This is a genomic window from Parasphingorhabdus marina DSM 22363, from assembly GCF_900128895.1.
In the GTDB taxonomy this organism is placed as follows: Bacteria; Pseudomonadota; Alphaproteobacteria; order Sphingomonadales; family Sphingomonadaceae; genus Parasphingorhabdus; species Parasphingorhabdus marina.
This window is the reverse complement of the sequence record NZ_FSQW01000002.1, coordinates 256341-269214: the sequence shown is the minus strand read 5'-3', so window position 1 is coordinate 269214 and position 12874 is coordinate 256341. Positions and strand designations below refer to the sequence as shown.

Here is a 12874-nt window from a genome sequence, read left to right as displayed (position 1 = left end):
TATCTGCAACTCAGAACAGCACAGGTTCCCCCGAGATTGACTGATCTAATTTCCTATGAACCGGCCACAGGCGCCAAATTATGGAGTGGGCCGGAAGGCAATGCCGATGACACGGTTGCAAAAGCGCGTGAGGCCTGGCCCGCCTGGGCAGCGCTGCCATTGACCAAACGCATTGAGGCGGTGCGGCGCTATGCCAATCGTCTGAGGGGGCAATCTGACGAGCTCGCCGATCTGATCGCCCGGGAAACCGGAAAACCGGTCTGGGAAGCGCGCACCGAAGTGGAAGCCGTCATCAAGAAGGTGGATATTTCGGTCAATGCCTATGCGGAACGCACCCCGCAACGCCAGCTCTCGGCGCAACAAGGCATGCGGACGGCCTTGCGTCACAAGCCACATGGCGTGCTGGCGGTATTGGGGCCTTATAATTTCCCGGCTCACCTGCCCAATGGTCATATTGTGCCGGCGTTGATTGCGGGAAATTGCGTGGTGTTCAAGCCATCCGAGAAAACACCGGCTACCGGGGCTTTTCTGGTTGAGGCATTTACCAAATCCGGCCTCCCCGACGGGGTAGTCAACATCCTGCAGGGCGGACCTTCGGTGGGCAAGAATCTGACGGCAAATCCGAACATCAACGGGGTCCTCTTTACCGGATCTGCCCAGACGGGTATTGCATTGAACCGACAGTTTGCCGAACAGCCCGACAAGATTCTGGCGCTGGAAATGGGCGGGAATAATCCCATCGTCGTATGGGACACCGACGACATCCACAGCGCTGCCGTGCTGGTTGTGCAATCCGCCTTTCTCACCGCCGGTCAACGATGCTCGGCAGCGAGCCGTCTGATCGTGAAGGACGAGCTTTATGACCGGGTGGTCAAGGAAGTGAAGCGTATCGCCGACCGGCTGATCATCGACGAACCGTTCAGCAAGCCTGCCCCCTTCATGGGACCGGTCATCGACAATGACGTCGCCGACGGACTGACCGAGAGTTTCCTTGCACTGATGAGTGCGGGCGGGCGCCCGATCAAGCACATGGCAAGGCCCGTACCCGACCGGCCGTTTCTGACTCCCGGCATTATCGACGTGACGGATCTGGAGGAGCGTCCGGACATTGAGCTGTTCGGCCCGATTTTGCAGGTCATACGCGTCCCGGACTTTGACATGGCCATTACCGAGGCAAATAACACGCGCTACGGCCTGTCTGCCGCGCTGATCGGCGGGTCAGCCCAGCAATACAGCCAGTTCTGGTCGATGAGCCGAGCCGGTATCGTCAACTGGAACAAGATGACGGTGGGCGCCTCTTCCGAAGCCCCATTCGGTGGCGTCGGTCTGTCTGGCAATCACCGGCCCAGTGCCTTTTATGCAGCCGATTACTGCGCATTTCCGGTTGTTTCCATGGAAGCTGATCAAACCAGGGCATCGATCGGAATCGGGCTCAAGGACGAAGACCACACAGCCGTCGAAGCGAAATAACCCGCATCGGTAATAGTTTAACTTAGCGCGCTGCAAAAACTTCTGCTTTGTACTGTTTCCTGCCGTCGGTCATATCGGTGGCATGAAAAAACCATCTCAATCTAAACAAACGACAGACGGATCAGAAGGTATCGTTTACCTCGTTGGTGCCGGACCGGGAGACCCCGAGCTGCTGACCCTCAAGGCAGCGCGATTGCTGGCTGAAGCTCACGTGATCGTGCATGATGGACTGGTGAGCCCGGAAATTCTCGCACTTGCCCCGGAAAGCACGCCACGGATTTCGGTCGCAAAGAAACGTTCATTGCACAGTGTCGCGCAACCCGACATCAATGCGCTGCTCGTTGCCGAGGCCCGAAAGGGGCACAAGGTTGTACGCCTGAAGGGCGGCGATCCGTTCATTTTCGGACGTGGCGGTGAAGAAGCCGATGACTGTGCCAAAGCCGGAGTGGAAGTACAGGTCGTTCCCGGCATCAGCGCCGCCCTGGGATGCGCCGCGCAGGCACGCATGCCTCTCACCCATCGCGATGCATCCAGCGCGGTGTCCTTCGTTGCCGGTCAGTGCAAGGGCCTGTCGGACCAGAACTGGTCCGGGCTCGCTGGAGTTGGTCGCACGCTGGTAATCTACATGGGCGTCGCAAATACCGAGGCCATCGTTGAAAAGCTCATTGCCGATGGCGCAGCACCGGATCTGCCGGTGGCCGTTTTGGAAAACGGCACGCGGGAAAATTTCAGGGTGCTGAAAACGCTGCTGACCGACCTGGGTGATCTCGTTCACCGGGAAAAGGTCAGAAGTCCGGCGCTTCTCGTGGTTGGCGAAGTGGCCCGCTATGGCGATGCGGAAAACAAATTTCAGGAATATGCCCAGCTGGCAGGAGTGATTGCATGAAAATCTTGACCGGAAATGATCTGAAAACCGGAGATGTCATCTGGTGGACGGGCAGCGACTGGTCGCGCCATGTTGAGAATGCCGTGGACGTCGGTGAGCATGGCGAGCGCATCCTCCATGAAGAGGAAGCAACACGCCGGGTGAACGCGCCCTATATCATCGATGCCGAGCAGACCGATGATGGTCCGCGGCCCGCACATATCAAGGATCGCGTCCGGGCGCTCGGCCCGACCGTCCGGCCTGACCTCACATTGAAACCGGCGGATCCCGAAGCCGGAAACTGGGTGATCTGAAAATGTACCAATATGACCAATATGACCAGCAGATGGTCGATACCCGCGTTGAAGAATTTCGTGACCAGGTAAAGCGGCGTCTTGCCGGCGACCTGACCGAAGACCAGTTCAAGCCGCTGCGTTTGATGAACGGCTTGTACCTCCAGCTCCACGCCTACATGCTGCGTGTCGCCATCCCCTATGGCACGTTGAACAGCAAGCAGATGCGGATGCTGGGCCATATCGCCCGCAAATATGACCGGGACTATGGGCATTTCACCACTCGCCAGAATATCCAGTATAACTGGATCAAGCTCGAAGAAGCCCCCGATCTTCTGGCTGATCTGGCGAGCGTTGAGATGCATGCGATCCAGACCAGCGGAAACTGCATCCGGAACATTTCCTCCGACCAATATGCCGGCGCAGCCAGGGATGAAATTGCCGATCCCCGCCCCTGGGCCGAAATCCTGCGGCAATGGTCCAGCTTTCACCCCGAATTTTCCTATCTGCCCCGCAAGTTCAAGATTGCGGTGATTGCCAGCGAGGAAGACCGGGCAGCGATGCGGCTGCACGATATCGGTATCCAGCTGGTCCGCAAGGACGGCGAGCTCGGCGCGAAATTTTTTGTCGGCGGTGGCATGGGCCGGACCCCGATGATTGCCCCCGAAATTCGCGACTTTGTTCCCGCCGACGAGCTGATCAGTTATGCCGAGGCCTGCCTTCGGGTCTACAACCGCTATGGCCGCCGCGACAACAAGTACAAGGCGCGGATCAAGATTCTCGTCCACGAGCTGGGCGCTGAAGAATATACCCGTCAGGTCGAGGAAGAATTCGCTCACATGAAGACTCTGGGCCTGAACCCCCCGGTTGAGGAACTGGCGCGGATCACCGAATATTTTGCCGATCCGGCTTTTGAAGGCAATGCACCGGACGAACTGGATCTGTCAGATCCCGATTTCAAACTGTGGGTCGACCAGAATGTTGTTGCGCACAAACAGCCCGGCTATGCCATCGCAACCATCAGCCTGAAACCCAAAGGCGGTATTCCCGGGGACGCCTCTTCCGCGCAGATTGATCTGATGGCGGATCTGGCCGAACAATATAGTTTCGACGAACTCCGGGTAACGCACAGCCAGAATATCGTCCTGCCACATGTCAGGAAGAGCGACCTCTACGCGGTTTGGCAGAAACTGGATGAAGCCGGACTGGCACCCGCCAATCTGGATCTGATCACCGACAGTATCGCCTGCCCCGGTCTGGATTATTGCAGCCTTGCCAACGCGCGGTCGATCCCGCTGGCACAGAAAATCAGCGAGCGCTTCGCCGATCTTGGCAGGCAACGGGAGCTGGGTGAGCTCAAGCTCAAGATTTCCGGCTGCATTAACGCCTGCGGGCATCATCATGCCGGTCATATCGGGATCCTTGGCGTCGACCGCAAAGGCACGGAAAATTACCAGCTGCTGCTCGGCGGTTCCGCAGCCGAGGATACCAGCCTCGCGAAAATCACTGGCCCGGGATTTGACGAAGACGGAGTCATCGACGCGATCGAAACCGTCACCGATGTTTATCTCGAGGAACGGGAAGGCGATGAACGTTTCATCGATACCTACCGCCGTGTCGGCATGGCCCGGTTCAAGGAGGCGATCTATGGTTGAGGCAATCCGGTTCCGTGATGACATTCACGAAGAGCCAGCAGTATCGCTGGATGCTTTTCTGGATCAGTCCAATGCTACCGCCGTTCGTATCGAGGCAGGCGAGGACGCACGGCTGTTGTTACCGCTGCTCGATCGAATTTCACTGGTCGAGATAGATTTCCCGGTTTTCGGCGATGGCCGCGGTTATTCGGCGGCGCAAATTCTGCGCGAAGCCGGTTATGAAGGCGAGCTGCGTGCCAGCGGCGACGTGCTGGTTGATCAACTCGCCTATATGCGCCGATGCGGCTTTGATTCCTTTATTCCGGACGCGCCGATCGATCCGAAAGTCATGGAAGAAGCGCTCGCCCGATATGAGCATGTCTACCAGGGCACATCGGATCAGCGCACACCGATCTGGAGGCACCGTCATGGGTGAACCCTTGCGCAAGATCGACATCATCGATGCCCGCCCCGCCTTTACCCAGGCGGATGCGGATGCACTCAACGCGCGGTTCGAGGGCGTACCAACTCTGGAGATGCTCAAGACCCTTTTCCGGGAAGACAGTCTGGGCAATGTTGCCGTGGTGTCGTCGTTTGGCACCGAAAGCGCAGTTTTGCTGCACCTCGTGGCACTGGCCGATCCATCCATCCCGGTAACTTTTGTCGATACATTGCGCATGTTCCCGGAAACACTGGAATACCGGGAAACGCTGATCAAACTGCTGGGATTTGAAAATACGCGTGTCGTGCAGCCGAATGCCGATACACTGGCGGAAAAGGATGCCAACGAGCTGCGCTGGTCCTTTGACCCGGACGGGTGCTGTGAAATCCGCAAGGTGGAACCGCTGGCCCGCGCGAAAAAGGACCTGAACAGCTGGATCTCCGGTCGCAAGGCCTTCCAGTCATCAACCCGTCAGAACCTGCCGCGTTTTGAAGTTGAAGACGGCCGGCTGAAAATCAATCCGCTTGGCGACTGGGTCAAGGATGACCTGGAAGCCTATTTCGAGGAACATGACCTGCCCCGGCATCCGCTGGAAGAACAGGGCTATCTTTCCGTGGGCTGTGCGCCCTGCACATCCAAGGTCCTGCCCGGCGAAGATCCACGCGCAGGGCGCTGGCGCGGTTGGGACAAGACCGAATGTGGCATTCATGAAGATGTCACGCCTCTGCCTGGCCCCGACGATGATGACGGTGCCAATGATCCGATCTTCTAGTTCTTCCTGATCAAAAAGATGGCGGCCGACCCCGCAAGGGATCGACCGCACACCACAGGGGGCTGGGTTTGGACAGAGGGTTTCTGACCTATTTGGGGTCAGGCTGACCATCTCCGTCCTGATCAAATGTATCCGGGGCTCCGTCACCATCGGTATCCCAGCTGTCGGCCTTACCGTCTCCACGCTGGTCCCAGGCATCCATTGTGCCATCGCCATCAGAATCGATCGTGGGCGGCGGCGGTGCTGATTCCGGAGCAGATTCCGTGCTGTCAGGCGGGGGCGTATCCTGTGCCAAAGCCGGAACGGCCATCAATCCCGAAGCCGCAATTGCTGCTGTAATTATGGGGAATTTTCTCATCAACTATACTCCATATTTATCCCCTGCCGCCACTGAAAATGGGGGCTGGACCGGGTTTATCCAGAACGAAGCGATCAGGTGGACTAAGAGCACGTTCAAGAGAAAAAGCCCGGAATTTCGTCGTTTTTCACGGGCATTCTGCCTTGCCGGGGAGAATTCGGACAAATCAAAAGTCGGTCGAATCACTCCCTCGATCCCCTCGCCTCTGTTTGGCACGATGCTTGCTTATTTCCTTCTGAATGCTGGCGCGCGCCAGAGTGATGAAAAGGAATTGAAACAGCATGACAAACGCGGTTGTTGCCAGCGAAATCCCCACCCTTGTCGAGCAACAGGCCGAAGCGCCTGACATCCTTTCGCTTGACTGTTTCGACACGCTGATCTGGCGGAATGTCAACATGCCCGTTGATATCTTCCATGATCTCGACATTCCCGGCGCCAATATGGAAATGCGGGTCCGGGCCGAAAACCGGGCACGCAAGGCCCTGATCCTCAATTCTGACAGCAGCGAAGTCACGATCAAAGACATCTACTCCAACATGTTCCGTGATGCCGATGAAACCGTGGTCAGCGAATGTATAGCAAAGGAACTGCAGGCAGAAGCGCGTCACTGCTTTGCTTTCAGCCCAGTTTGCGATCTGATTCGTGATGCCAAAAAGCGGGGGATGAAGGTCATCATCGTCTCCGACACCTACCTGCCTGAGCCCTTGCTTCGGCAGCTGATTTCCGATGCGGCGGGGAATGAGATTCTCGACATGATCGACCAGATTTTCTGTTCCTGTGAATATGGCGCGAGCAAGTCCGCCGGTCTGTTCAAGCATGTGCTGGCGGAACTTGGCGTGTCACCACACAAGATCCTGCATCTCGGCGACAACAAAAAGGCCGACCAGGAAGCGCCAGAGAAACTGGGTGTCCGCGGCATCCATTTCCGGCAATTTGACGAGGAAGCCGAAGAACGGCTGCGCCTGGAGGCCAATGCCTCAACCCTCCTGGAATCAGATTCCCGTCGGGACAGTCCGGTGTTTCAGCCGCACCGCGCCGCTATTTCGCTGCGGAACAATGACGACACCGTTTTCCAGTTCGGCCATGATGTCCTCGGCCCGGTCTTCCAGGGCTTCTCGCAATGGGTTGCCGATGAAGCGGATGCTCTGGAAGAAAGCTCGGGAAAGAAACCCAAATTGCTGTTCATGCTGCGCGACGGTTTTCTTCCGGCCCAGGCTTTTCTGAAAGCTTTTCCCGACCGTGCCGAAGATGTATCGATGGTGGAAATCAGCCGCTTCACGGCCAATGCCGCCAGTTTCTCCAGCAAGGCGGCGATCAAGTCCTATCTGATGTCGGAAGCCACCGGCAACAAGGATGACGCCTATTCCCAACAGCGGCAGGCCGCCTATTGCCGGCAACTGCTGTTTTTCGACAATGAAATCCGGACGCTGGCGAAAATCAGAAAGCCGGAAGATTTTGTACGTGAGGTGCTGAAGACCAAGAACGTGAAAAAGATCACGGCCCGGTCGAAGAAATTTGCTGGTCGGCTCTGCGCTCATATGCGCCAGGCAGGTGTGGAGAACGGTGATACGATAATGTTCGTGGACCTGGGCTATAACGGGTCGGCGCAAAATGTCGTCGAGCCGGTTCTTAATGAGGCCATGAACCTGACCATTGCGGGACGATATCTGTTGCTCCGGGAACTGATGATCACCGGTCTCGACAAGAAAGGGCTGATCGACCACCGCCACTATGACAACAGCGCCCTCAACGCCATGTGCGAGTCCATTGCCGTGCTCGAGCAGCTGTCGACCCAGGCCCAGGGTTCGGTTCTGGGATATGAGGACGACGGCACTCCGCGCCGTGACAGTGCCGATATCAAGGGTCGCCAGAGCGACGCCCGCGAGCAGGCACAGGCCGCATGTCTCTCCTATATGGATGATCCGGAATGTGGCTGGGAAACAGTACCCCGGTCATGGAACGGCGATTGCGCTCGCAGGATGGCCGCTGCTTCCCTGACACGCCTGCTATTCCTGCCCGTGCGCCGCGAAGTCGGGATTTTCGAAAGTTTCCATCATGACGTCAATCTGGGTACCAGGGACATGGTCCGGCTGGTGGACCCGCAAGCCGCCGCAAAAGGCATAAGGCGACGTGGACTGTTCTATACCAAGAACACCACGCGGATCTATCTGCCCGGCGAGCTGCAACAGCAAGGCATGCAGGCGCTGCTCCCCAATTTCGCCAGTAACCGGTTCGCGCTGGACCTGCGCCAGAAAGATTTCCAGGCCGAAGCGCTCACGCTTCCGGTGGTACTGGCCGACGACAAGGAACATGTGCAAGTGGATATCGAAGCCCACCCCACCAGCGACGGCTATTATCAGGCGCTGATTCCCGCAGGCATGGGCAGCTATAATATCGCCGTAATGATCGGTCAGGTCTGCGACTGGCTGCAGATCGATGATGTCAGCTTTCACGAGGTGGATAATTTCTCGGCCAAGAAGCTGGATGACGATACCATCCCCGCTTATCCGGTGTTCGAATCCGTCGTCGAGAAAGCCCCCGGATTGCTGGCTTGCACGGCTCCCGATGCCTTCATCATGATCCCGCCATCCAGCATCAGCACCGGCGGGCAGATGATGCTCAGCCTGGTGTTCCGTCCCACAATCCTGCGCGAAACAAGCGCTGCCACTCTCAAAGAGGTTGCATGAACATGGCCAATCTTCTCATTCACAGCATGTCCGAATTTGCACCCATCGTCGTTCAGACGCTGCACCATGCCGAGGCATCCCGCATTGCGGAAATCGGTGCGGAATATGGCGGAATGTCAAGCATCCTCGCCGATTACACGGAGCAGATGGAGGGCCATCTGTACAGCATTGATCCGATGCCCAAGCCGGAATTTCTGGATTGGGTCGACGGGCAGGATCAGGTCAGCCACATCGCGAAACCCAGTCTGGAGGCGTTTGAAGATCTCTCGGATATCGATGCCTGGCTGGTCGACGGAGATCATAACTGGTTCACCGTCTACAACGAGCTGAAATCGATTGACGCCGCCTGTCAGCGGGATGGCAAGCCCCTGCTCGCTATCCTGCATGATGTCTGCTGGCCTTCCGCATTCCGGGACTCCTATTATGCCCCGGACTCCATACCCCCCGAATTCCGGCACAATTACAGCATGGACGGCGGCGCCAAACCGGGAAATCCGGGATTGCTGCCCGGTCAGGGCTTCCGCGGCATGGGCCAGTTCGGCATGGCGATGCACGAAGGCGGCGAACGCAATGGTGTGAAAAAGGCCGTGCTGGACTTCATTGCCGAAACCGAGAGTGGTGAACGGGCTTTATCCTATGCCGAGATTCCGGCGGTATTCGGTCTTGGCATCCTGTTTGATACCAGCGCCCCCTGGGTCGGACCGGTCAGCGATCTGCTGGTGCCGTTCCACCAGAACAGCCTGATCGCAAAACTGGAGGAAAACCGGCTTGCCAATTTCCTGACGGTACTCGACTGGCAGGATGGCCATATCCGCCGGCCCGACTGATCAATAATCTTCCGGCGCGTCGCTATAGGCGAGATCACCGAATTTGGTGAATTCGCTCTGGAAACTGAGGGCAATATTCCCGGTGGAACCCTGACGGTTTTTGGCGACGATCACCGTCGCCTTGCCGACCTTGCTCTGATGATCGGTTTCCCAGGCGAGATATTTGGCTTTCTGTTCTTCGGTCGAATGCTCGTCCGGATCATCAGGCTTGACCGCGAGATGATAATATTCGTCCCGGTAGATGAACATCACGATATCGGCATCTTGCTCGATCGAACCCGATTCCCTGAGATCGGACAGCTGCGGGCGCTTGTCTTCCCGGCTTTCCACGGCACGGCTAAGCTGGGACAGCGCCAGGACCGGGCAATTGAGCTCTTTCGCCAGCGTCTTCAGCCCGCGACTGATTTCCGAGATCTCGTTTACCCGGTTGTCCTGGGCGCGGCCAGAACCCTGCAGCAGCTGCAGATAGTCGACCACTATCAGGTTGATGCCGCTGCGCCGTTGCAGGCGCCGCGCCCGTGTCCGGAGCGCCGCGATGGTCAGACCGGGCGTGTCGTCAATGTAGAGGGGCAGGTCCTGCAACTCGCGCGAGGCCAGTGCGAGCCGGTGCATCTGGTCGCGGCTGATGCTCCCCATGCGGAGCTTTTCCGAGCTGATCTCGGCCTGTTCAGAGAGGATTCTGGTCGCCAGCTGGTCGGCCGACATTTCGAGGCTGAAAAAGGCTGTGCGGGCGCCCAGAGAGTCTTCCGGTGCGATACCGTCCTGCATGTCCTGACGAAAGCGGTTGGCGGCGTTGAACGCAACATTTGTGGCGAGCGAGGTTTTCCCCATGCCCGGACGCCCCGCAAGAATGAGGAGATCTGATTTGTGGAGACCACCCATCTTGGCGTTCAGGTCGGTGAGACCCGTCGTGATACCCGACACCTTGCCACCGCTGTTAAATGCGCGTTCGACATTGTTGAGCGCTTCGGTAGAGGCGGCGAGGAAGCTCTTGACGCCGCCTTCCTGTGCTTCGCCTTCGGAAACCCGGTAGAGGGCCGTTTCCGCTTCTTCGATCTGGGTTTTGGGATCCACCGCCTCACTGGTGTCCAGTGCACTGTCGACCAGCGTCCGGCCCACACTCACCAGTTCCCGAAGCAGCGCCAAATCGTAAATCTGGTCCGCAAAATCGCGGGCACCGATCAGCCCGGCGCCGTCGCCGGTGAGCTTTGCCAGATAGGATGGCCCGCCCAGTTCCTTCATGACCTCGTCATGCTCGAAATAGGGTTTCAGAGTTACCGGCGTCACCACCATGTTGCGATCGAGCAGTTTCAGCGCCTGCTCGTAGATGCGCCCGTGCAGCGGCTCATAGAAATGCTCGGGCCGCAATTTGATCTGGACATCCTCGGCGACGCGATTGTCGATCAGCAAGGCACCCAGAAAGGTCGCCTCTGCCTCGACATTGCGCGGCAGGCGCTGGGTCCCCTCTTCATCATTATCGAAACGCATCAGTTCAGCCATAGACCCACCATTCACCTTCCAGCGATTCCCGGCAAGGGGGTTCCGGGATTTTTACAAATCAAGCGGGGACAGTCCTGTGGATAAGCATCCAATATTTCTGCTGCACTGCAAAAACTCTTGTCCGGAAGACTGTCCTGCGGCAACAGGGCGATCATGTCTGATCCGCGCATCATCCATGTTGAACTCGACGAGGCGACGATTATCTGGCGGAATGCCGATATCGAGCAGGAGCGACGCATTGCGATTTTCGATCTGATCGAGGAAAATCATTTCAAACCGTTGCGCGAACATTCCGATGGTTATGCCGGTCCCTACAAATTGCATCTCAGTGTCCAGGAAGGCCGCCTGGTGATATCGATTGCGCGAGAAGACGACCAGCCACTGGAAACGCTCATCCTCGCGCTCGGTCGCTTTCGCCGTCCGATCCGCGATTATTTCGCCATTTGCGACAGCTATTACCAGGCCATTCGCAAAGCGTCGGCACAGGAGATCGAGACGATCGACATGGCCCGGCGTGGTGTCCATGACCATGGCGCCGAACTGCTCACCGAACGGCTGGACGGCAAGATTGAAGTGGATTTCAAGACCGCCCGTCGCCTCTTCACTTTGATATGTGTATTGCATATCAAGAACTGAACGATTCTCTTCGTTCAATGTCGCAGATATTTGGGAATTTCGGGACCTCTGGTGGCTGATCAAAACAAGAAAAGACCGCTGCTGCGCATGGGCCTGATCCTGCTCGCTCTGGTTGTTGTCGGGTTGATTTTGCGGAACATCGCGATCAGCTGGGCGCCGCCGAGAGATCAGTATCCGGTGCAGGGCATTTCTGTCGATGCCAGTCACGGCAAGATCACCTGGCACGTCGCTGGCGCAACCGGCGTGGATTTTGCCTATATTCGAGCCACAGACGGCGCGGAAATTCGTGATCCGGCTTTTGGCGAAAATATTCGCGGCGCTCGGGATGCCGGCATTCGCTATGGCGCCGTCCATGAATATACTCTGTGCCGGCTTGCCACTGACCAGGCGACAATGTTCGTAACCACCGTCCCGCGCGCCAGCAACATGTTGCCCCCGGCGATCCGTCTCGCCTTTGACAATGGCTGCAATGATCGCCCCGGTCGGTCACTGGTGCTGAGCGAACTCAACACATTTCTCAACCAGATCGAAAGCCATAGCGGCAAGCCCGCGGTGATCATTTTGTCGAAACAGTTTGAGGAAGATTATGCGATCAGCAGCGCGATCAACCGGACGTTCTGGCTGGAGAGCAATTTTTTCCCGCCCGACTATGCCACCAAGCCCTGGGTCATGTGGCGGGCGTCGGATATGCGCCGGATCAGTGGAATAGACGGCCCGGTCAACTGGAATGTTGTGCGACCCTGAGCAAGCTGGCATGACCCCAGCAAGACAAGAGAAAGACGAAGATGAGCATTTTATCTGACAAGTGGATCCGGGAACAGGCACAGTCGACAGGAATGATCGAACCCTTTGTTGAGGGACAGAAGCGCGATGGCTGTATCAGCTACGGCCTGTCTTCCTACGGCTATGACGCCCGGGTATCCGACGAGTTCAAGATCTTCACCAATGTCGACAGTGCAGTGGTGGATCCCAAGAATTTCGATGCCCAGAGCCTGGTCGATCGCAAGACCGACTGTTGCATCATTCCGCCCAACAGCTTTGCCCTCGCCCGCACCGTGGAATATTTCCGGATCCCGCGCGACGTGCTGGTGATATGCCTCGGAAAATCCACCTATGCGCGGTGCGGGATCATCGTCAACGTCACGCCGCTTGAACCCGGCTGGGAAGGTCATGTCACGCTGGAATTTTCGAACACCACCCCCCTGCCCGCCAAAATCTATGCCAATGAAGGTGCATGCCAGTTTCTGTTCCTCAAGGGCAACGAACCCTGCGAGACCAGCTATGCCGACCGGGCAGGCAAATATATGGGGCAAAAAGGTGTGACTCTGCCCAAGCTCTAGGCCATAACCGCGTCTCAAAATACAACTGATCAAAAAACGGGAGCAACACC

At 57.4% G+C, this 12874-nt stretch carries 13 protein-coding genes; 11 read left to right on the top strand and 2 right to left on the bottom strand.

Annotated features, from left to right (window positions below; all coding sequences use genetic code 11):
- The first annotated feature begins 36 nt into the window (after window positions 1-36).
- The 6 genes from astD (at window position 37) to BUQ90_RS10845 (ending at window position 5476) form a co-directional block, all read left to right on the top strand.
- Complete coding sequence (gene astD, locus BUQ90_RS10870; protein WP_074205245.1) at window positions 37-1470, top strand: succinylglutamate-semialdehyde dehydrogenase; 1434 nt, start codon at window positions 37-39, stop codon at window positions 1468-1470.
- 82 nt (window positions 1471-1552) lie between these two features.
- Complete coding sequence (cobA, locus tag BUQ90_RS10865) at window positions 1553-2356, top strand: uroporphyrinogen-III C-methyltransferase (RefSeq protein ID WP_074205244.1); 804 nt, start codon at window positions 1553-1555, stop codon at window positions 2354-2356.
- A complete protein-coding gene (locus BUQ90_RS10860; RefSeq protein ID WP_074205243.1) occupies window positions 2353-2649 on the top strand; it encodes a DUF2849 domain-containing protein in 297 nt (98 codons plus the stop codon). The genes cobA and BUQ90_RS10860 overlap by 4 nt, the downstream gene beginning before the upstream one ends.
- Before the next feature lie 2 nt (window positions 2650-2651).
- Window positions 2652-4283: a nitrite/sulfite reductase gene (locus BUQ90_RS10855; protein ID WP_074205242.1), complete on the top strand. Its 1632-nt coding sequence runs from the start codon at window positions 2652-2654 to the stop codon at window positions 4281-4283.
- Window positions 4276-4698: a DUF934 domain-containing protein gene (locus BUQ90_RS10850; protein ID WP_074205241.1), complete on the top strand. Its 423-nt coding sequence runs from the start codon at window positions 4276-4278 to the stop codon at window positions 4696-4698. The genes BUQ90_RS10855 and BUQ90_RS10850 overlap by 8 nt, the downstream gene beginning before the upstream one ends.
- The gene (locus BUQ90_RS10845) at window positions 4691-5476 is read left to right on the top strand and encodes a phosphoadenylyl-sulfate reductase (protein ID WP_074205240.1); all 786 of its coding nucleotides are present in this window, start codon (window positions 4691-4693) and stop codon (window positions 5474-5476) included. The genes BUQ90_RS10850 and BUQ90_RS10845 overlap by 8 nt, the downstream gene beginning before the upstream one ends.
- Before the next feature lie 88 nt (window positions 5477-5564).
- Here BUQ90_RS10845 and BUQ90_RS10840 read toward each other — a convergent pair whose 3' ends face one another.
- Window positions 5565-5834, bottom strand: coding sequence for a hypothetical protein (locus BUQ90_RS10840; protein WP_074205239.1), 270 nt, complete (start codon window positions 5832-5834; stop codon window positions 5565-5567).
- A gap of 281 nt (window positions 5835-6115) precedes the next feature.
- Here BUQ90_RS10840 and BUQ90_RS10835 point away from each other — a divergent pair, with 281 nt between their 5' ends.
- Window positions 6116-8521, top strand: a complete 2406-nt coding sequence (locus BUQ90_RS10835; protein WP_074205238.1) for an HAD family hydrolase — start codon at window positions 6116-6118, stop codon at window positions 8519-8521.
- Window positions 8522-8523: 2 nt separating this feature from the next.
- On the top strand, window positions 8524-9348 hold the full coding sequence (locus BUQ90_RS10830) for a class I SAM-dependent methyltransferase (RefSeq protein ID WP_074206357.1): 825 nt from the start codon (window positions 8524-8526) through the stop codon (window positions 9346-9348).
- Here BUQ90_RS10830 and BUQ90_RS10825 read toward each other — a convergent pair whose 3' ends face one another.
- Window positions 9349-10848, bottom strand: a complete 1500-nt coding sequence (locus BUQ90_RS10825; RefSeq protein ID WP_074205237.1) for a replicative DNA helicase — start codon at window positions 10846-10848, stop codon at window positions 9349-9351. It lies immediately after the preceding gene.
- Between the two features lie 153 nt (window positions 10849-11001).
- On the opposite strand from BUQ90_RS10825, the gene BUQ90_RS10820 reads away from it, so the two are divergent.
- Genes BUQ90_RS10820 through dcd form a run of 3 tightly spaced genes read left to right on the top strand, consistent with a single transcriptional unit; the run spans window position 11002 to window position 12824 of the window.
- Window positions 11002-11484, top strand: a complete 483-nt coding sequence (locus BUQ90_RS10820; RefSeq protein ID WP_074206356.1) for a UPF0262 family protein — start codon at window positions 11002-11004, stop codon at window positions 11482-11484.
- A gap of 51 nt (window positions 11485-11535) precedes the next feature.
- Entirely contained in the window at window positions 11536-12228 is a 693-nt protein-coding gene (locus BUQ90_RS10815; RefSeq protein WP_338044530.1) for a glycoside hydrolase family 25 protein, read from the top strand.
- Window positions 12229-12269: 41 nt separating this feature from the next.
- Complete coding sequence (dcd, locus tag BUQ90_RS10810) at window positions 12270-12824, top strand: dCTP deaminase (RefSeq protein WP_074205236.1); 555 nt, start codon at window positions 12270-12272, stop codon at window positions 12822-12824.
- Window positions 12825-12874 lie beyond the last annotated feature (50 nt).